Here is a 20,842-nt window from a genome sequence, read left to right as displayed (position 1 = left end):
GCATCGCCGATGGTAGTGTGGGGCTTCCCCATGTGAGAGTAGGTCATCGTCAAGATTCATTTCGCAAAACCCCTATCTGCGCGAGCAGGTAGGGGTTTTGTCTTTAAGTAGAGAGACCAGAAATTCGCAGGCACGTCCGAGGGACGCGCCAGCACACAGAATTTCTTGACGACCATAGAGCGTTGGAACCACCTGATCCCATCCCGAACTCAGAAGTGAAACGACGCATCGCCGATGGTAGTGTGGGGCTTCCCCATGTGAGAGTAGGTCATCGTCAAGATTCAAACCCAAAGCCCCTGTTCGCGATGCGAACAGGGGCTTTGTCTTTTCCGGCTGTCACGCTGCTGTTCTGCGCACCTTACCGCTACGTCGTGCCTGTAGCTTGCGCCACCAGATGTACACCCCTGTGATCGATAACACTGCGATCACCACCCCTAAAATCGCAATCAGCACCTGCCCCGCGACTCCGATGATGCGCCCCCCATGAATGGGAAGCTGCAAACGATAGAACTGCTCACCCAGCGTGCCTTCTCCGGCAATTTCCTGCCCTATTAGCTGGCCATCGGTGCCGTGAAAGAACAGCCAGGACTTACCATGGGCTTGTGTATCGTGCTGGCCAAACCCCGCGCCATAAAAGTTGTACTCGAAGCTGTAATAGAGCTCACCGATCGGTGCGCTCAGTCCAAGCCTTGCGCCTTCCTCCTGCGCGCGTTGATACGCCTGTTGATAGGTAAGCTGTGTCACACCCAGGGCCTCCTTGGGCATGACGCCCCGGGCTTCGTAGACACTCGGCTCAACGGGTGAAAACAACGAAATGGCGGGTTTGAAGACCTGAGCCGGCAGGTTCATCGCCACACTGCTGATGGCGATTGGCAACAGTAGTAGCCAAAGCCATAAGCCGCAGGCTCTGTGGATATCCATGTTCAGTCGATACGCGTGCCCGCCCTTGATCTTCCAGGCGGTGCTCCATTTGCGCCAGAACGGCCGGCCGCGGGGCAGGGTGAGTAATACAGCGATGAGGCAATCCACGACCCAGAGGATCGCCACCACACCCATCAGCACAATCCCCCAATTGCCCGGCAGAGTCAGGCTGTAATGCAGCTCCAGCATGAACGGCATGAAGTTCTCGCGTGAGAAGCAGCATTCGCCCCAGTAGCGCTGGCCCAAAGTCTCACCGCTGACCGGATCGAGATAGAACACGGTGTTCTTCTCGTCGTAGGGCTTGCCGGACTGTGGATCGTTGCGTGGAACCATCGCCAGCAGCGCGGAGTGCCCCGCCTCCTGTGGATATTCCATGTACCAGACTTGCAGCCGCGGATACTGGGTCTGCAACTTGTCCACAAGCGTGCCGGGTTGTTGCAGCGCCCCGGTGGCCGAAGCTTCGTAGAAACCTGGGTTGAGCCATTCGTCGAGTTCGTGATGGAAGGCCAGCACGCTGCCAGTCAGGCCGGCGACGGCCAGAAACGCTGCCGTGGCCAGGCCAAGGTAGCGGTGCAACAGGACATAGAGTTGACGCATTTACAGGGCTCCAGGAAAGCGCCGGAAACGAAAAAGCCAGCACCTGGGTCAGGAGCTGGCTTCGAGCATGGAAAGGAACGAGTCAGAACTGATAGCTGACCGTGGCACTGACATTGCGTTCTTCGCCCATGTAGCAGTAGTTCAGGCTCGCACAAGACGCGACGTAGGATTCGTTGGTCAGGTTATTGGCGTTGAGTCGCACATCCATTCCCTTGAGCCCGATCTTGCCCAGGTCATAACCGACCGAGGCGTCGAACAAGGTATAGGAGGGCACCTTCATGCTGTTTTCCGCATCGACCCAGCTATAACCCACATAACGCACGCCGCCACCCAGGCGCAGGCCATCAAGCGGGCCTTGAAGGAAGTTGTAGTCGGCCCACAGCGAATACATCTGTTCCGGCGCCTGGGTCGGCGAACGGCCTTTATTGTCCAGGCCTGGGGTCACCAAGCTCGGCATCGATTTGGTGTATTCGATGTCGGTGTAGGTATAACCCCCGATCAGCTTGAAACTGTCGGTCACCTGCACATGAGCTTCCAGCTCCAGGCCCTGGGAGCGAACCTCGCCCACCGCACGATAGAACTCTTCGTTCGGTTGCTTGGAGGCCAGGTTCTCTTGCTCGATGCGGAACACCGAGGCCGTGAACAAGTTGTCCGTGCCGGGCGGTTGGTACTTGATACCGGTCTCCCACTGCGTGCCTTCGGTCGGCGCGAGCGGACGGCCGTTCTGGTCGGATACGGTGTTGGGGTTGAACGACTCGGAGTAGCTCACGTAAGGCGCAACGCCGTTTTCGAACAGGTACAGCACACCCGCACGGGTGGTGAACTTGGAACGGTCGTCGTTGACCTTGGTATCGGTGTCGCGGTTCTCCTCCGATACCTTGACCCAGTCCTGACGCAGGCCCAGGGAGAAGCGCCATTGGTCCAGTTCGACCAGATCCTGTAGGTACACGCCGGTTTGCTGCAGACGCCGCAGGTAGTTGTTTTCGCCGAGGACCTGAAGGTTGCCGTTGCCATAGTGCGGGTTACCGGCATCCAACGGATCGACAGTGCCGTAGCGCCAGGTCACATCGGCCTTGCGCCGCTGATAGTCGGCGCCGAGCAAAACGGTGTGTTTAGCAGCGCCTGTGAAGAATTCCGCCTGGAGCATGTTATCGACGATAAACGAATGCAGGCGTTCGTCGCCGCCGGTATAGGCGCGGTTGAGGATGTTGCTGGTGGCATCCGCCCAGCCAGCCGAATAGACCTGGTCCATCGACACATCCGAATCTTGATAGCGGAAGTTCTGACGTGCGGTGAAGACATCATTGAAGCGATGTTCGAATTGGTAGCTGAACGACTGCTGGGTGCGCTCGTAATCGTCGATGTCCGGTTCGCCCTCGAAGAAGTGGTCGGACAAACGCAGGCCGTTGCGGGGGTGCAGCATGCCATCGGCCGGGTTGCCGCCGTGATAACCGCCATTGGGGTCGTGCTGCAGGTAGGCCTGCAAGGTCAGTGATGTGTCTTCGCTAAAGTCGATGCTGACCGCAGGTGCGATTGCGTAGCGTTCTTCCTTGTTGTGATCGAATTGAGTGTCCGAAGCGTCCGCAAGACCAGTCAGGCGATAGGCGATGCGTTTGTCGTCATCCAGCGGGCCGCTGAAGTCGAAACCCATGCCACGTTGGCCCTGGGTGCCAACTGTGGCCTGGATCTGATGATAAGGATCGAACAGTGGCTTCTTGGTGGTCAGTGCCACCAGCCCGCCTGGCGAGCTGCGGCCATACAGCACGGAGGAGGGCCCTTTGAGGATGTCGATGCGCTCGAGGAAGTACGGATCCACCTGCATGGTGCTGTAGGTGCCGTTATCGCCCATGGATTTCAGGCCGTCTACGTAGATGTTATCCACAGACCCGTCGTTGAAGCCGCGCATGGCTACGTAGTCGTAGCGATGGGTCGCGCCGTAGGGGTTGGTCAAGACGCCAGGGGTGTAACGCATGGCCTGGGCGACGGTCTGGGAGCCCTGGTCGTCCATCTGCTGGCGAGTGACCACCGAGACCGACTGGGTGGTTTCCAGGATCGGCATGCTGGTCTTGGTGGCCACTTGGCTATGAGTGGCGTTGTAGCCTTCCATGCTGCCCAAGGCATTGCCCAGGGTGAAGCTGCGGATGTCGGTGCTTGGCAACGACAGCGCAGCATCCTCAGGCTGCGCGCGCAGCACATAGCTGCTTGCGTCCTGGCTGACGGCTTCCAGCCCAGTGCCATTGAGCAACTGGCGCAGGGCCTGGTCGATGGCGTACTGGCCCCGTAAGCCAGGCGATTGCAGCTTACCTGTCATCTGCGGGGTGCTCGACAAGGTAATGCCCGCCTGGCGGGCGAACTGGTTGAGCACGTCATCCAGATTTCCGGCGGGGATCGAGTACGGCTGGCTCATACCCACCGGATCGGCGGCCAGGACATGTGGAGCAACGCCCAAGAAACCGAGGGTCGTGCCGAGCAGGGCTGCGCGTATGGCTCGGCCGAGAAAAACGCAATTCAAGACAGGTCGAAAATCATTCTTATCGACGGTGCTTAGTTGAGGCAAGGCATCTGGCATGGAAAAGGTCCGTGGGTTCGGTAAGGGCTGAAGGAGTCGCTTACTGTCCTAGCCGGACTTGCGAGAAAAACCCGCCAGAAAAACCTGCAGGAAAATGAAAAATCAGGCCAGCCGTTCCAGGCGGACCCACCAGCGGGTGCGTTGACGAACGAATACCGGCAGCGTCTGCGGCAACAATTGCAGCAGTTTGTCGGTGTCCTCCAGGCGGAACACGCCAGACAGCCGTAGGTCGGCGATGTCCTCAGTGCATCCCAGGTAGCCATGGCGATAGCGGCTCACCTCCGCCAGGAAGTCGGCCAGACGCATGTCGCGGGTGACAATCAGCCCCTCGGCCCAAGCGCTGGCGTCCATCGGCTGTCGTTCGATCGGTCGCGGCCCGAGGGCATCCACGCGCCAGGACTGGCCAGGGGTGATCCACTGCAACGGCGCGCCATCGGGCCGGTGCAGGGCTACCTTGCCCTGGCTGACGCTGATGCGTGTGCAATCGGCGTCCTGACGCACCACGACCTGGCCACCGAAATCTTCGAGGAGGGCGTCACGGGTCTGGATCAACAAGGGGCGCTGTGCGTCATTGCATGTGAGCATGAGTTCGCCCTGGCGCAGCTGGATGAGCCGCTGGCGTTCGTCGAAAGCCAAATTCACGGCGCTGCGGGTGTTGAGCTGCAGCAATGAGCCGTCCTCAAGCGCAATGCTTCGGCGTTCGCCTGTGCCTGTGGCGTAGTCCGAGGCCCAACTGCTCAGTGCCTGTTGATCCTTGCCCAGCCAGGCAGCCGTACCGACCAGGGCGAGCCCGCCTAACAGCTTGAGTGCCTGGCGTCGGTTCAAGCGGCGTTGGCTGGTTTCGAGGGTCTGAAGGGCGACGTTGACGCCCGCCATGGCACGCAGGTCCAGATCCTGGTGCAGGCTCACGACACGCTGCCAGGCCACTTCATGCGCATGATCGGCGCTGCGCCATTGTTCGCATTGCAGCTGCAGCGCAGGGGTATGGCCACTTTCACGCAGGCGCAGGAGCCACTGGATGGCTTGTTTGACTACCTTGGGCGAAGGCGGGCAGACGCCTATCGGCTCATGGCTCATCGTCATAACGCAGCTGGTAGCAGTGATACAGCGCGTCCGCCACATAACGTTCGACAGAGCGCAGGGAGATACCCATTTGTTCGGCGACTGCCTTGTGGCTCAGTCCTTCGCATTGGGCGAGCAGGAAGGCGCGGCGGACCTTGGGCTTGAGGCCGTCGAGCATGCGCGCAATGCGCTCGAGCAGTTCCAGCATCAGTTCGCGGGTTTCGGCCGAGGGCGCTTCGGCCAGCGGTAGGTTGGCCAGCGCTTCGAGGTAGGCTCGTTCAACCTCTTCGCGTCGCCAGTGATCAATCACCAAGCCACGCGCTACCGTGCGCAGAAAGGCGCGCGGGGCGTTGAGTTCCAGGTGATCGCGTTGCAGCAGACGCACGAAGGTGTCATGGGCGAGGTCTGCGGCATCGGCGGCATTGCCCAGCTTGCTGCGCAACCAATTGTGCAGCCAGCCGTGATGATGGCTGTAGAGCGTATGCACGGAATCTCTGAAAGACATGGAGGCGCGCTGTGCTGTTAGGTATTAATGATAATAAGTCTCATTGTTAGCGGGCTGGAATTATTTTGCAACTGCCTTGAGCGGTGGGCTCGTCGTGCGGGCCCTACCTGCAGGTTTTAGCGTGCTGCCTGGCTGTCCAGATAGTTGCGAATGGTGCGCGATGCGTTGTTCAGGTGCCGCTCCAGTACGCTGACGGCTTCGTCCACCTGCTTTGCGCTGGCGGCATCGACCAACGCAATGTGATCGTCCTGAGTCAGCTTGCCCAGGCCCATCGAGGACAGGTGAAAACGCAGGAAGCGTTCTTCCTCGTTGAGCTCGATCTCGATGATGCGCAGCAGCTTCTGGTTGCGCGCCTTGCTGTAGAGCGTCATATGCAGCAAGCGGTTGAGACGGCCGATGTCTGCATGGCGGGTTTCGTGCTCCAACTGCTGGATATAGCCGCGTGCCAGGGCGATGTCTTCTGGTTCGAGCAGGGGAACCGACTGGCGTAGCGCCTCGGACTCGAGCATGACTCGCAATTCATAAGTATCGACCGCATCCTCGCCGATCAGTGGGGCAACCACGGCGCCCTTGTGCATCACCACTTGCAGCAGGGACTGCGCTTCCAGCTGGCGTAGGGCTTCGCGCACGGGCATGCGGCTGACGCCGAACAACGTGGCGATCTCCTGCTGCCGCAGGGCGGTCCCAGGTGGCAGGCGGCCGTCGACAATGGCGCTGCGCAGACGCTCTTCGATCACGCTGCGTGCCAGATGCGCTGGCACCTGTTCGCCGCCCAGAACAGTTTTCAGAAGTCGGGGTTTTTCGGCCACGTGGACGTCTGCCTTGATAGAAATTGGATCCAATAACACTAGAAAGCAGCGAAGGGGGTGTCAAACCAACGCGATAACAGGCGCTGAGCCGACTGGCATGGCGCGAAGAACGGCTATCGTGAAGGAAGTCCCGTAGTAAGGGAAGCGCTACTTCATGCAGCGATAAATCCGCACCGTCCGAGGATTTTCGAAGCTTTACAAGGCATGATGCGCAAGCGTTTGCGCGGGGCGACTCCAATAGATTTGTGATGATAGTCACAGGGGCGCAATGAAACTTGTTTCCTGTGAATCGGCGTCTAGGCTGTCTGGAACAGGCGTGCTGGTTTGAGTCCGTGAAGATACCGACCAGCGAATTGACACTATTCTGCGGGAGTGCTGTACAATTGACGCCTGCTAAGCTGTGCTCTTTGATCTGATGTTTTTTTGACGCTTTGCGTTCTGACAAAGTGCACCGATATTTTTGATCTCCGACAAATGGATGTGCGGCATCTATCGGTAAAACGTCGGTCCTGAATTACAGAGTCATAGTTTTGGCGAAAATCATTCCTTCTTTGGCCATTCCCGGTCTGAGTGCCGAGCACTGCCAGTTCCACACTCAAGGACTGTACTGGGTGGCCTGTGACACGGCCGAAGATGCCAGCGCGATTTGCCGCCAGGTCATCGAGGCAATGACAGGCGATGCCAAAGCGACGCTGATCGACAGTGCGCAGGGGGTGCGCGAAATCGTCGATGGGCTTGCTCCGGATCGTGGACCGGGGCAACTCGCCTTGTACCAAGCCCAGCCTCATGCCGCACGCCATCTTGCCCAAGACCTGCCACGCATCGACCCGACCGGTCGCGTGATCGTGGTCCGGGTATCGGCGACGGATTGGGAGGACAGCGACATAGGGAGTTGGTGTCGCGAGATGGCCGACAGCCTTCGTGATGCGGGCAGCGTCCTGTTGATGGTCAGCGAAGGGCAGAGCGTCTGGCTGCTCGAGCAACTGCGTAGGTGCAATCAGGATCTCGATGGGTTGGCCCAGCTCTATCGTGGCCAGGGTGGGGTACGTTACCTGTTGCATTATTGGCGCAACGCGCTGGGTGTCGTTGGCACCGAAGATATCGAACTGACGCGTCACACCGGTGGTTTCGTGCTTGCAGGCCGTCCTCAACCGCTGGCCGAGACCGGCGGCGACGAGCTTCTGTTCCTGGCCCAGCGACAGGTGCTGGAAGGCGCGCCGGCCTTCTCCGAGCACTGGCAATTGTTCGATAGCATCAGCGAACTGGGTGCCAGGGCTGGTGTGGCGGTGTCCGCCACCGTGATCTTCCCCATGGACGGCGGGCAGCGCCTGGACGTTCTCGCGCGGCAACTGCACACCCTGCGCCTGTTGCGGGGCAACGCCCTGAAACTGGTGGTGCGCGAAATGGCACCAACGCTTCGCTATCAGGACGAGCAATTGCTGCTGGCCTGTGGTGCCAGCTTGATCGTGCCTTTCGGCGCCAGCCTTTCACGCTTCCTGACTCAGGTCGACAGCATCCAGGGCTACACCTGGCGCCGTCGGCTGCCGGCTGACTTCGATGCGTTGCTGGCTCGCCTGCGGCCGCTGCCGATATCGGGCCTGGTCTCACCGCGCGCCTTCGCCGATGCCGTGCTGCAGATGTGGCAGGGCATGCGCAACGGGGAAATCGTCCACCAGCTACTGGTGCTGCGTCCCGCCCCTGGTCTGTCCTCCTTGCAAGCGTGTTCACGCAGTATCTTCCGCCGCGACGGGGATATCGCCTGCGTGGTCGACGACATGCTGTACCTGTTCCTCTTCGCTTGCCGCGCCGAAGGCGTCGAGCAAGCGCTGGACCACATTTTCCAATTGTCCTGGCGGGAGCTGTTCATCGGCCGGGAACTGCTTGTCACGCCTGAAAGCCTCGGCGCGCCGGCATTCATGGATGAGACGCAGCCGGTGGCGCCGGTTGCCGATGCGGCCAGCGTGCCGATGTCCAAGGTCCGTGCCGTGTTGCAGCCTAGGCCCATATCGCTGCCACGACGAGGCAAGGCATGAATTTCGAGCAACTGCTGCAAGTCATCGGCATTAGTGCGCTTGGGACGCTGGCCCTGGCATTCGTCCTGTTGCGCCTGAAAGCCTGGGTGCAGGCGTGGTTGAAGCACCGCTTGCCGCCGCGTCACATGAAGGCTGCAGGCGTGCGTCGACGCGGGGAGAAGCATGAGTAATTCGATGGTCATCGCCAACCCATTGTCCCGTTGGCCGGGCCTGGGCGCCTGGAACCTGTATTTCCTGGCGAAGTTCGTCATGCTCGCCGCGGGGCTGTTGGACTTCCAGCCGTTGCCCAACCTGCTGTTCGCAGCCTTCCTGATGGTGCCACTGCCAGGGCGCTGGTTGCGTGTCGTGCGACAGCTGGTGGCCGTGCCAATCGGTGTCGCTTTGTTTTACCAGGACACCTGGCTGCCGCCATTCGAGCGTCTGCTCGCGCAGCCCGGTGTGCTCGATTTCACGCCTGACTACATGCTGGAGCTGCTGGGCCGCTTCATCAACTGGCATTTGATGGGCGCTTTACTGCTGACGATGGTGGGCTATTTCTACCTGCGACACTGGTTGCGCCTGAGCACTTTGAGCGTGGTTGGGCTGCTGTGGCTGGCCACAAGCGGATTGCCGTCGATCACACCAGTCACCTCGCGCCAGGTGGTGGCCGACGTCGCCACCCAGAAGGCGACCGCCGTGGCGGCAGACGACGCCACACTCAACGCCAAGCTCGATAGCTTCTTCGACAGCGAGCGCCAGCGGGTCACCGCGTTCCCGGTAGTCAGGCCCGACGAGCAACCTTTCGATCTGTTGGTGATCAACGTCTGCTCCTTGGCCTGGGATGACCTCACCGCTGTCGGCCTGCATGAAAACCCGCTGTTCTCGCGCCTGGACGTGATCTTCGACCAGTTCAACTCGGCTACCTCATACAGTGGCCCGGCCGCGATCCGCGTGTTGCGCGCCAGCTGTGGCCAGCCCTCGCATGAAATGCTCTACAAGCCAGCCCCTGAGCAATGCTTGCTGTTCGAGAACCTCGCCCGGCTTGGCTTCGAGCGCCAAACGCTGCTCAACCACAGTGGCCATTTCGATGATTTCCTGGGGGACATCACTAGCCAGCACATGCCGTCGCCGGCGCTCTCGAGTAGCGATTTCCGCCGCTCGCTGGTCGGCTTCGACGGCTCGCCGATCGCCAGCGACCTGGAGGTCCTGCAGGGCTGGTGGGGGCGCCGCAAGGCGTCGGGAGCTGCGCATGTGTCGCTGTTCTACAACACCATCAGCCTGCACGATGGTAACCGGGTGGTGACCGCCGACGGCGGCACGCGCGCGGCGGACTACAACACCCGCGCAACCCGTCTGTTCGATGACTTGGGCAAGTTCCTCGATGAGCTGCAGCACAGCGGCCGACGGGTCGTCGTGGCCATCGTGCCCGAGCATGGCGCGGCCCTGCACGGCGACCGCATGCAGCTACCGGGCATGCGTGAGATCCCTACGCCGTCGATCACCCATGTACCTGTGGGGATCAAGTTCATCGGCATGGATCAACCGGCGCGCAACGAGCCCCTGCATGTCTCGACGCCGACGAGCTACCTGGCACTGTCCGAACTGCTGTCGCGCGTCTACGCCAATCAGGGGGCTGGCCAGGTCCTGGATCTGCCGGGCGTGCTGAAAGACCTGCCCACCACCGAACATGTCGCTGAAACCTCCGGTGCCCAGGTGATGGACTTCCAAGGCACCAGCTATATGCGCCTCAAAGGCCAGCCTGACTGGCAACCGATTCCGAAGGAGAGCAAGTGATGACAAGGAAAGCCGATCCTGCCGATCGTAGCGATGATATCGCCCGGCTCCGTCAGCACCTGGACATGCCAGAGCTGAACTACCAGGACATCTCTTTGATGGTCGGGGTGCGCGAAGCCCTGCGGCGCTGGCCCTTGCTGGGAGAAAGCTGCGCGAAGTCCATGAGTGACCTCGCTCCTGAGATAGCTCCAACGCCCAAGGCCACCGCGCGATGACCAGCCTCGCGCTGCACGGGTTGCGTGGCGGCCTTGGACGTAGCGCCATGCTCGCTGCGCTGGGGCATGCCCTGCGAGAGTTGGGCGAGCGGGTGTTGTTGGTCGACCTGTGCCCGGAAAACCTGTTGGGTCTTCATTTCAACCTGCCGCTAGCCGGCTGTGACGGCTGGGCCTGCGCCGAGCTGGATGGTCGCCCTTTTGGCGAGCAGGTCTACGAAGTATTCGACGGCTTGTACGTGATGCCGTTCGGCGAGGTGAGCGAGTCGGCCCACGCCAGACTGACCGGAACGCGCGATCCCGCCATCTGGAATGCGCGTGCGGCGCAATTGGCCAGTCACTTTGACTGGCTGCTGTTCGACCTGCCGTCGACGGGCGCTCTGCGCGAGTTGGAGGTGGATGTGCGCGTGTTGGTCGCAGAAGCTGAAATGAGCAGTCACATACTCTTGGAGCGCCAGAGACCCGAGCGCTTCGATTTGCTGCTGGTCAACCGATTCGACCCGGCCAGCCGCTTGCAAAGCGACGTATTGATGGTCTGGCGCAAGCTTTATCACAGTCGCCTACCGCTGCAGGTGGTGCATCGCGACGAGGCGTTCGTCGAAGCCCTGGCCTGCAAGGCACCGGTCGGTCATTACGCGCCACAGAGCCTGGCCTCCCGTGATGTGCAGAGCCTGGCCGTGCGCTGCCTGACGAGGCGACGGTCGTGAAGCTTTCGCCGTCGAACGCCTACCGCTACTACACCACTCGAGGTGCCGGGCGGCTGACCGCGCTGGTGTTCACCTTGGGCACCTGGCTGGCTTTTCTTCTGCTGCGCCTGGAGTCCCCGGCCTGGCAAGCGCTGCTGGCCGATCGTCAGCGGCTGTTCCCGCAAGTGGCGGGCAAGCGCCCGACCTTGGGCGACCCGCTGCGCCTGCTGATTCAGGGCGCCTGGTTGTTGATCCGGCGCGAACCGGTACCTCGCGCGCCGTCGGCGCTGGCGCGGGGTTGGCGTGCCTTGTGCGAGGGCGCCGTCGCTCTGCGGCAACGCATCCGGCTGCTGCGCGCGCATTTGGTCGAGCGGTTGCGGCAGGTCCCGGGCCAGGTGCGCACCAGCACCTGGCAGCGGGATGCCGCCCAACAGTTGCGCAGCCTGAGCAAAGGCGCCCGGCGCGCGTTCTACTTCGTGCTCACGGTGTGCGCCCTTGCCTTGGCGCTGCTGTGCGTGACCGAACCATTCGGCTACCTGGCCCAGCTGATGTTCATTCTGCTGCTGTGGGGCATCGCCATGCTGGTGCGCCACATGCCCGGTCGCTTCCCGACCCTGATGCTGATCATCCTCTCGACGATCATCTCCTGCCGTTACCTGTGGTGGCGCTACACCTCCACGCTGAACTGGAACGACACGTTGGACCTGGTGTGCGGTCTGACCCTGCTGATCGCCGAGACCTATTCCTGGTTCGTGCTGATCCTGGGCTATATCCAGACCTGCTGGCCACTGGAGCGCAAGCCGGCGAACCTGCCGGAGCAGCTTACCGAGTGGCCGACCGTGGATCTGATGATCCCCACCTACAACGAAGACCTCTCGGTGGTGCGCACCACCGTGCTCGCGGCGTTGGGGCTAGACTGGCCGCGCGAGCGTCTGCGCATCTACCTGCTCGACGATGGCCGCCGCGATAACTTCCGCGCCTTTGCTGACGAAATGGGTGTTGGATACATCATCCGTCCCGACAACAAGCACGCCAAGGCTGGCAACCTGAATCACGCCCTGGGCGTCACCGACGGCGAGTTGGTCGCGATCTTCGACTGCGACCATGTGCCGGTGCGCTCCTTCCTGCAGATGACAGTGGGCTGGTTCCTCAAGGACCCACGCCTGGCGCTGGTGCAGACGCCTCACCATTTCTTCTCGCCTGACCCGTTCGAGCGCAACCTGGGCACCTTCCGCAACCGCCCCAACGAAGGCGAGTTGTTCTACGGCCTGATCCAGGACGGCAACGACATGTGGAACGCGGCGTTCTTTTGCGGCTCCTGTGCCGTGTTGCGACGCACCGCCCTGGAAGACATCGGCGGGTTCGCCGTGGAGACCGTGACCGAAGACGCCCATACCGCCTTGCGCCTGCACCGCCATGGCTGGAACTCCGCCTACCTGCGCCTGCCGCAGGCAGCTGGTCTGGCTACCGAGAGCCTGTCGGCGCACATCGGCCAGCGAATTCGTTGGGCGCGCGGGATGGTACAGATCTTCCGCACCGACAACCCCTTGTTCGGTCGTGGCCTGAGCCTGTTCCAGCGGGTGTGCTATGCCAACGCCATGCTGCACTTCCTGGCCGGCCTGCCGCGTCTGGTGTTCCTGACCGCGCCGTTGGCGTTCCTGCTGCTGCATGCCTACATCATCTATGCACCGGCGCTGATGATCCTGCTCTACGTACTGCCGCACATGATCCACGCCAGCCTGACCAACTCGCGCATGCAGGGCAAATACCGGCGCACCTTCTGGGGTGAGGTCTACGAGACCGTGCTGGCGTGGTACATCGCACGGCCCACCACGGTGGCCCTGTTCGCGCCGAAGAAGGGCAAGTTCAACGTCACCGCCAAAGGCGGGTTGATGGAGGAGAGCCAGTTCGACTGGCGTATCGCCCAGCCTTATCTGTTGTTGGCGGTGCTCAATTTCGTCGGGCTCGGTTTCGCGGTCTGGCGCCTGTTCACCGGCCCAACCGAAGAGATCGGCACGGTCATCGTCAGTTCGCTCTGGGTGACCTACAACCTGTTGATCATCGGTGCTGCGACCGCTGTGGCCGCCGAGGTGCGCCAGGTGCGACGTGCGCACCGGGTGCAGATGCACCTGCCGGCTGCGCTGGTTCTTGAGAACGGTCACGCCTATCCGTGCACCCTGGTGGACTATTCGGACAGCGGTATCGGCCTTGAGCTGGGTGACGGCCTGGCACCGAAGACCGGTGGCCGGGTGCGTCTGCTGCTCAGCCGAGGGGAGCGTGAGTTCGCCTTCGATGCACGAATCACCCGTCGGGTTGGGCGCCACCTCGGCCTGACCTTCGATGAACTGGACACACAGCAACGCATCGACCTGGTGCACTGCACCTTCGCCCGCGCCGACGCTTGGCTGGCCTGGCAGGAGGCACATCAGCACGACCGCCCGCTGCAAAGCCTGGTCGATGTCCTGAAGCTGGGCGGCGTCGGCTACCTGCGACTGCTCGAGTACGTTCCGGTGCGGCTGTTGGGGCCGGTACGCCCGCTGGTCGTACTGGCGCGCTGGCTGGCGACCTTCATGCCGCGCACCCCGCGGCCTCTTCCTTCCACGAATCTTTTAACCCGAGACGCATCATGACTCGTTACCCCGCACGTACCTGGGGCCTGGCGATGGCGCTGCTCGCCTGCGTGTTCCAGGCCACCGCCGACACCACCCCGTCCACCCCCGAGGCCGTTGCCGAGCCGGTGGTACCCAACTGGCCCGTGGCGAGAACGTTCGAGCAGCTCGGGCATCCTGCCGACACCCTGTTGCTCGGTGTGCGCAACAGCGAGCAGATCGAATTCGGCCTGCGGCGCGACCGCCTCGCCACCGAGGCGGTCCTGCAGCTGGACTACACGCCATCGCCGGCGCTGCTGCCGACCCTGTCGCACCTGCGCGTCTACCTTAACGACGAGCTGATGGGCGTGCTGCCGGTAGAAAAGGACCAGCTTGGCCAGCGCGTCCAGCGTCAGCTGCCGCTCGACCCCAAGCTGATCAGCGACTTCAACCGGGTGCGCCTGGAGTTCGTCGGCCACTACGCCGACATCTGTGAAGACCCTGCGCACAGCGGCCTGTGGCTGAACCTCAATCGCAAGAGCGAGGTGCACCTGCGCGAGCAGGCCCTGGCGATGGAAAACGACCTGGCGTTCTTCCCGTTGCCGTTCTTTGACGCGCGCGATACCGGCAAAGTCGACTTGCCGGTGGTCTTCGCCGCCAGCCCGACGCTGGGCGAACAGCGCGCCGCCGCGATTCTCGCCTCCTATTTCGGCAGCCAGGCGGGTTGGCGCAAGGCGACCTTCCCGGTGCTCTTCGATAGCCTGCCGGCTGCAGGCGACAAGCCCAAGCCGGCGATCGTCTTTGCCAGCAACGAGCGCCGCCCGGCCTTCCTGGCCGATTTCGAGAAGTTCCCACGGGTGGACGGCCCGGTCGTGCAATTGATCGACCATCCAAGCGATCGTTGGAGCAAACTGCTGCTGGTGCTGGGCCGCAACGACGAGGACCTGGTCAAGGCTGCCTCGGCATTGGCGGTGGGCAACAACCTGTTCCGTGGCGACCGAGTGAAGATCGAGCAGATGAGCGATCTGCAGCCTCGCAAGCCATACGATGCGCCGAACTGGACCCGCACCGACCGTCCGGTACGTTTCGCCGAGTTGCTCGATTACACGCAGCAGTTGCAGGTCAGCGGCTTGCAACCGAACGCGATCATCCTCGATGTGAACCTGCCGCCAGACCTGTTCGTTTGGCGCAACCAAGGCATTCCGCTGCGCACGCTGTACCGCTATACGCCGCCAGCGGTCACGGACGAATCGCGCCTGACCATCAGTGTCAACGATCAGTACATCACCAGCATGCCCTTGGTAGGCAATGATCGTCGTGGCGGCACGCTCGAAGAGCTGCGCCTGAGTGTGCTATCCAGCGATAGCACGGCATTGAGCGAGCAGGCATTGGTGCCGGCGCTGAAGATCGGCGACCGCAACCGCCTGCGTTTCGACTTCAGCTTCGCCAGCAAGCTCGGCAGCTCCCAGCGTGATCAGTGCCAGACCTCTTTGCCGGTGGACGTTCGCGCGGCCATCGACGAGAACTCCACCATCGACCTTTCGGGGTACCACCACTACATCGCCATGCCGGACCTGCGTGCCTTTGCCCGCAGCGGCTTCCCGTTCAGCCGCATGGCCGACCTGTCCGAAACCCAGGTCCTGGTGCCGGGCAAGCCGACGCCGATGCAGGTGGGGATTCTGCTCGATGTGATCGGTAGCATTGCCGGCCAGGTCGGCTACCCGGCCTTGGGCATTCGCCTGATCGATGACTGGAAGCAAGCAGCCTCGGCCGATGCCGACCTGCTGGTCATCGGCACATTGCCCCAGGAGCTGGCCCAGGAGCGCAACCTTGGTCTGTTGCTCAATGCCCAGCGCGACTGGCTGGCGCAGGGGCGCTCCACAAACATGCCCGGTCGCTACCGGTTCGACACATCGCCCGTGCCGGCCAGCAGCCATGTGGCAATCAGTGCCCAGGCGCCGATCGGCGCGATCACAGGGCTCAAGTCTCCCTTCCACGAGCAGCGCAGCGTGGTCGCCTTGCTGGGCAATACCGATGCCGACTATGCGCTGCTGCGTGAGGCGCTCGGCGATACCGGCAAGCTCGATGCGGTAGCCGGCTCGGTCACCCTGGTGCGATCCAGCGGGGTGAGCAGCCAGTTCGTGGGCGAGCATTATTTTGTCGGCCAGTTGCCCTGGTGGCTGCTGTTGTGGTTCCACCTGTCCGAGCAGCCGCTGTTGATCGCGGTCCTTGCCACCATCAGCGTGCTGTTGTTTGCCTTCCTGCTGTGGCGTGCGCTGCGTTGGGCTGCCCGACGTCGGCTGGGTGAGGCTGACTGACCATGCGGCGGGTTCTGGTAATGCTGCTGGCGCTCGGTCTGCCGGCGCTTGCGAGCGCGGCGCCGGCCTGTTCATGGCCGGCGTGGGAGCGCTTCAAGAGCGAGCTGGTAAGTGCGGACGGGCGCGTCCTGGACCCCAGTGACAAGCGCCTGATCACAACCTCGGAGGGGCAGAGTTACGGCCTGTTCTTTGCCCTGCTCGGCAACGACCGGGCAACGTTCGCCAAGCTGCTGCGCTGGACCACCAACAACCTGGCCGACGGTGACCTGTCGCGTCATCTGCCGGCCTGGTTATGGGGGCGTGACGCCAAGGGCAAATGGCAGGTGCTCGACCCCAACAATGCCAGCGATGCCGACCTCTGGATCGCCTACAGTCTGCTCGAGGCCGGGCGCCTGTGGCACGAACCCGGCTATACGCAGCTCGGTCACCATCTGCTTTGGCGCATCGCCGCACAGACCTTGCGACCGATGCCGGGCCTGGGGGTGATGCTGCTGCCGGCGGATTACGGCTTCGACAATGCCCAGGGGTGGCGCCTGAACCCAAGCTACCTGCCATTGCAGTTGCTCGACCGGTTCGCCCTCATCGACCCGCTGTGGGACGAGCTGGCGGGCAACACCCGCCGGCTGCTGCTCGAAGCCTCGCCGAAAGGCTTCGCCCCCGATTGGCTGCTCTGGACGCCTGCCGGCAAGATCGAACCTGATCCGCAGCATGGCAGCGCGGGCGACTACGATGCCATTCGCGTCTACCTGTGGGTTGGCATGCTGGCTAAGGACTCGCCACGGCGCAGTGAACTGCTTGAGCGTTTTGCACCGATGGCCGCGCTGACAGTGAAGAACGGCCAGCCACCGGAAACCGTGGATGCCCGCAGCGGCGAGGCGAAAGGCGGCGGCCCCGGCGGTTTCTCCGCCGCGCTGTTGCCCTTGTTGGCCGTGGCGCCAGGCGCGGGCGAAGGTCTGCAAGCCCAGCGCCAGCGTTTACAGGAGCATCCGATCGAGCCGCGTGCCTACTACAGCCAGGTGCTGGCACTGTTTGGTCAAGGCTGGGATGAGTCGCGATATCGCTTCGATGAGCAGGGGCGCCTATTGCCGGCCTGGAGTGTGTCATGTACCGAATGATTGGCATCGTGCTGCTCGCTGGGCTCGCCAGCCAGGCCGCAGCGCAACAACCGACCGACCGAAACGAGCAACGCCAATGGTTGCTAGAGCAGGTCCGCATAGGCGAGGCGCTGCATCGAGATGACCTGGTGCGCGATGCCCTGGGCCGCTTGCGCCTGCTCGAGCCCCGTGATGCCGAGGTCTTGCTGGCGTCGTTGCGCCTGGCCTTGCGCGAGCGTGACCAGGTGCAGGCCAACCAATTGTTGGCGCGTATCAGCCAGGTGGCGCCGGGCAGCGCCCAGGAGCGCAATGCCAAGCGTTTGCTCGAGCTGCAGAAGCCAGACGTCAACCGACGCCTGCAACAGGCCCGCCTGTTCGCCATGACCGGCCGTAGCGCCGAAGCGGTGGAGCTGTACGATCAATTGTTTGCTGGCGATCCGCCCAGCATGGACCTGGCCGTGGACTATTGGCGTGTGCGCAGCAGCCTGCCCGGTCAACGGCTGGAGGCGATCGACCGGATGCAGGCGCTCGACCGCCAGTACCCGGGCAACGCTGGCCTGCGCCAGACCCTGGTGGGGTTGTTGTTCGCCGAGAATCGCAACGCCGAAGCGCTGGCCGTGCTCGAGCAGCTGTCGCGCGACCCGGCCGCCCGCGATGCCGCGGCTCAGCGGGAATTCGACTACCTCTCAGGACAGCCGGTCAGCCGTGATAGCGTGGCTGCCTGGCAGGCATTCGTGCAGCGCTACCCGGCATCGCCATTGCTGCATCAGGCCGGCGAGGTCCTGGCGCAGCAACAGCGCCTGGTCGCCGATCCCGCCTGGCAGGCAGGCCAGCTTGGCCAGCGTCTGCTGGCCCAAGGGCGCAACGCGCAAGCCGAGGCACAATTGCGTCGGGCGCTGCGCCAGTACCCGGAAGACTCCGAACTGCATGGCGCCTTGGGCTCAGCTTTGATGGGCCAGCGCCGCTACGAAGAGGCCAACGCCTCCTTCCGGCGGGCCGCGGCGAAGGAGCAGGACACCCGCCGGATAAGCAAATGGCGGGACCTGGAAGCATCCAGCCAATATTGGGGGATGCTGCAGAAGGCCGACCGCGCCTTGGAGAAGCAGAATCTTCCGGTTGCCCGCTCCCTCTATCAGCAGGCACGCAAGCAACGGCCGGACGATGAATTCGCCGTGCTTGGCCTGGCCGATGTGGCCGCGGCCGAGGGCGACCCGGCCACGGCTGAGCGCCTGTACCAGCAGGCGCGGCGTATGGCACCCACCAATGAGAGCGCCGTGCGCGGCCTGTTGCGTATCTACCAGGCGCAATCGCCCGACAAGGCTCGTGCGTTCCTCAATGGCCTGCCAGCGAAGCAGCAGGCATCCTTCGCCGATCTGCGCCGCAGCCTGGAGCTGGAGCAACTGCGTGGCCAGGCCGATGCCGCCACACAGCGCCAAGACTGGTCTGGCGCGAGCCAGGCGTTGAGCAAAGCCGTGGAGCTCGCGCCTGATGAGCCATGGCTGGTCTACCAGTTAGCCGGCAGTCTGCGTCAGCAGGGCCGCCAAGGCGAGGCCGATGCCGCCTTTTCCAAGCTGCTGCAGCGCCACCCCGCTGACCCTGCGGCGCGCTATGCCCATGGTTTGTACCTTGAGTCGACCGACCGAGACGCCTTGGCCTTGGACAGCCTGGCCAATGTGCCGCAGAGCGCCTGGACCGACGACATGCGTGCGCTGGACAAGCGTGTACGCCGACGCGTGACCCTGGCCCAGGCCCAGCAGTTGCGTGACCAAGGGCGTGAAGCCGAAGCCACAGCCTTGCTGGAAGCCGGGCTGACTGGCGGTGACAACGATCCCGATGACCTTCTCACTCTGGCCGATTGGGCTGCGGCCCGTGGTGACCAGAAGGCTGCCCAGGGCTACTACGAGCGCGTGCTGGCGCGCCAGCCAGGGCAACCCGAGGCGCGCCTTGGCCTGATCGAAAGCTGGATCGAAGCTGGCGACCTGCCCCGGGCACATCATGCTCTAGAGCAAGATCCACCGCAGTTCCCGGCCAGCGAGATCAACGCCCAGCGCCGCGTCGCCAACGCCTGGTTGGCCGTCGGTGAGCGGGACAAAGCCTCGGCCATGTTCGATCGCCTGGTCACCCAGCAGACACAACCTGACCCGCTGCTGCGCCGGGATGCCGCGCGCCTGACGGCTGCCCACGACCCGCAGCGAGCGCTGGATCTGTACGCAGCGGCCATGGCCGATGCCGACCTGCTCGAGCGCCGCGCGGTGCAACCAAGGGACGATCGGGCGCTGACCTATGCGAGCCGCGCCAAGGACGAGGATGACTGGCTGGCGCGTAGCCTGCGCAGCGACGTCGATGAGCTGTACCGTCAGCAGAATCCCAGCATCACGCTGATGCATGACTATGGCTGGCGCAATGACGATGGGACTCCTGGGATCTCTGAGCTCAAGAGGCAGACGACTCTGTTTCATGCCGACATGCCCCTGCAGGATGGCAAGGCGTTCGTGCGCCTGGAGCGGATTGGCCTGGATGCGGGCAGCTTCGATCTCGAAGATGGCCAGCACACCGAGGCCTTCGGCACCTGCCAGGTCCGCGGTACCACCCGTTCGGGTGATCCGCTGCCGGCCGGATGTCCTGGCGGCTCGCAGACGGCCAATGGCCGGATCATGGCAGTGGGCTGGGAAGGCGAGCGCTGGGCTGCCGACCTCGGTACTACCGATGGCTTCGAGGTCAACAACTGGCTAGGCGGTGCCACGGTCAACGGCGACCTGGGAGAGCTCGGCTGGTCGCTGACCGCCTCGCGGCGGCCAATGAGCAATTCGCTGCTTTCGTTCGGCGGTGCAAAGGATCCGCGCACAGGCGTGCGCTGGGGCGGGGTCACCGCCAACGGCGCAACCCTCGGACTGAGCTGGGATCAAGGCGGCGACGATGGTGTGTGGGCCAGCCTCGGTCATCATTGGCTGTACGGTGAGAATGTCACTGACAACCAACGTACCCGAGCCATGGCAGGTTACTACTACCGTCTGGTGGAGCGTGCTGACGAGCGCATGCGCATCGGTCTGACCGTGATGCATTGGCGGCATGACAAGGATTTGGGCGATTACTACCTGGGCCAGGGCGGCTACTACAGCCCGGAGCGTTACAACTCCATCGGGGTACCGTTCAGTTATGCCTGGCGCAATTACGATTGGTCGGTATTGTTGGAGACCTCGGTCAGTTGGTCCCAATCCAAGAGCGGCAGCCGTCCGCGCTATCCCAACCAGTCGCTGAACGACAAGTTGCTCAATCGCTACGATCTCGAAAGCTCGAACATCGGCGATATCAGCGAGGGCAGTTCCAGCAACGGCGTGGGTTATCACTTAAGAGGCCTGTTCGAGCGCCGCCTGAGCGACCATTGGGCCTTGGGCGGGGGCTTCGACTGGCAGCACAGCGATGACTACGCGCCGAGCAGCGCCATGCTCTACGTGCGGTATCTGTTCGAGCCCTGGCGCGGCAACCTGCTGTTGCCGGTGGAACCGCTGGAGCCCTACAGCGAGTGGCGTTGAGGCCTGGCAGCCGCTTTCAGCAGGAACACCTGCCCCTGCTGAAAGCGGCCAGACGGTCCCCAAGATGAACAACAATTCATCCAGGCGGTCCATCGCCCCCGGTTGACGACAGGGGGAGGGCAAGGCGTAGTATTGATAGTTA

General features: G+C 62.9%; 14 protein-coding genes and 1 rRNA gene. 10 read left to right on the top strand and 5 right to left on the bottom strand.

Features of this window, described 5'->3' with window-relative positions; all coding sequences use genetic code 11:
• Positions 1-164: 164 nt before the first annotated feature.
• A 5S ribosomal RNA gene (rrf, locus tag DQ397_RS14500) occupies positions 165-280 on the top strand.
• 56 nt (positions 281-336) lie between these two features.
• Here rrf and DQ397_RS14495 read toward each other — a convergent pair.
• From DQ397_RS14495 to DQ397_RS14475, 5 genes are all read right to left on the bottom strand, one after another.
• Complete coding sequence (locus tag DQ397_RS14495; RefSeq protein ID WP_043212085.1) at positions 337-1,518, bottom strand: PepSY domain-containing protein; 1,182 nt, start codon at positions 1,516-1,518, stop codon at positions 337-339.
• Positions 1,519-1,600: 82 nt separating this feature from the next.
• Positions 1,601-3,925, bottom strand: a complete 2,325-nt coding sequence (locus tag DQ397_RS14490; RefSeq protein WP_043212087.1) for a TonB-dependent siderophore receptor — start codon at positions 3,923-3,925, stop codon at positions 1,601-1,603.
• Positions 3,926-4,189: 264 nt separating this feature from the next.
• Positions 4,190-5,170 (bottom strand): FecR domain-containing protein, encoded by a 981-nt coding sequence (locus DQ397_RS14485; RefSeq protein ID WP_052352473.1) that lies wholly within the window; start codon positions 5,168-5,170, stop codon positions 4,190-4,192.
• Positions 5,154-5,654 (bottom strand): sigma-70 family RNA polymerase sigma factor, encoded by a 501-nt coding sequence (locus tag DQ397_RS14480; RefSeq protein WP_043212089.1) that lies wholly within the window; start codon positions 5,652-5,654, stop codon positions 5,154-5,156. Before DQ397_RS14480 ends, DQ397_RS14485 begins: the two co-directional genes overlap by 17 nt.
• A 116-nt stretch (positions 5,655-5,770) precedes the next feature.
• On the bottom strand, positions 5,771-6,463 hold the full coding sequence (locus tag DQ397_RS14475) for a GntR family transcriptional regulator (RefSeq protein ID WP_043212091.1): 693 nt from the start codon (positions 6,461-6,463) through the stop codon (positions 5,771-5,773).
• 542 nt (positions 6,464-7,005) lie between these two features.
• Between DQ397_RS14475 and bcsE the strand changes: the two genes are divergently transcribed.
• Genes bcsE through bcsC form a run of 9 tightly spaced genes read left to right on the top strand, consistent with a single transcriptional unit; the run spans position 7,006 to position 20,700 of the window.
• Complete coding sequence (bcsE, locus tag DQ397_RS14470; RefSeq protein WP_043212170.1) at positions 7,006-8,496, top strand: cellulose biosynthesis protein BcsE; 1,491 nt, start codon at positions 7,006-7,008, stop codon at positions 8,494-8,496.
• Entirely contained in the window at positions 8,493-8,666 is a 174-nt protein-coding gene (gene bcsF / locus DQ397_RS14465) for a cellulose biosynthesis protein BcsF (RefSeq protein WP_043212092.1), read from the top strand. The genes bcsE and bcsF overlap by 4 nt, the downstream gene beginning before the upstream one ends.
• Positions 8,659-10,269, top strand: coding sequence for a cellulose biosynthesis protein BcsG (gene bcsG, locus DQ397_RS14460; RefSeq protein ID WP_043212095.1), 1,611 nt, complete (start codon positions 8,659-8,661; stop codon positions 10,267-10,269). Before bcsF ends, bcsG begins: the two co-directional genes overlap by 8 nt.
• Positions 10,266-10,484, top strand: coding sequence for a cellulose biosynthesis protein BcsR (gene bcsR / locus DQ397_RS14455; protein ID WP_043212098.1), 219 nt, complete (start codon positions 10,266-10,268; stop codon positions 10,482-10,484). The genes bcsG and bcsR overlap by 4 nt, the downstream gene beginning before the upstream one ends.
• Entirely contained in the window at positions 10,481-11,188 is a 708-nt protein-coding gene (gene bcsQ, locus DQ397_RS14450; RefSeq protein WP_043212101.1) for a cellulose biosynthesis protein BcsQ, read from the top strand. The genes bcsR and bcsQ overlap by 4 nt, the downstream gene beginning before the upstream one ends.
• Complete coding sequence (gene bcsA, locus DQ397_RS14445) at positions 11,185-13,797, top strand: UDP-forming cellulose synthase catalytic subunit (RefSeq protein WP_043212104.1); 2,613 nt, start codon at positions 11,185-11,187, stop codon at positions 13,795-13,797. The genes bcsQ and bcsA overlap by 4 nt, the downstream gene beginning before the upstream one ends.
• Positions 13,794-16,073: a cellulose biosynthesis cyclic di-GMP-binding regulatory protein BcsB gene (bcsB, locus tag DQ397_RS14440; protein WP_043212107.1), complete on the top strand. Its 2,280-nt coding sequence runs from the start codon at positions 13,794-13,796 to the stop codon at positions 16,071-16,073. The genes bcsA and bcsB overlap by 4 nt, the downstream gene beginning before the upstream one ends.
• 2 nt (positions 16,074-16,075) lie before the next feature.
• A complete protein-coding gene (gene bcsZ, locus DQ397_RS14435) occupies positions 16,076-17,188 on the top strand; it encodes a cellulose synthase complex periplasmic endoglucanase BcsZ (protein ID WP_043212109.1) in 1,113 nt (370 codons plus the stop codon).
• The gene (gene bcsC, locus DQ397_RS14430) at positions 17,176-20,700 is read left to right on the top strand and encodes a cellulose synthase complex outer membrane protein BcsC (protein WP_043212111.1); all 3,525 of its coding nucleotides are present in this window, start codon (positions 17,176-17,178) and stop codon (positions 20,698-20,700) included. Before bcsZ ends, bcsC begins: the two co-directional genes overlap by 13 nt.
• Positions 20,701-20,842: the final 142 nt, after the last annotated feature.

It is taken from the genome of Pseudomonas sp. CK-NBRI-02, from assembly GCF_008124495.1.
Taxonomy (GTDB): Bacteria; Pseudomonadota; Gammaproteobacteria; order Pseudomonadales; family Pseudomonadaceae; genus Aquipseudomonas; species Aquipseudomonas guariconensis.
This window is presented reverse-complemented; position numbering and strand designations above follow the sequence as displayed.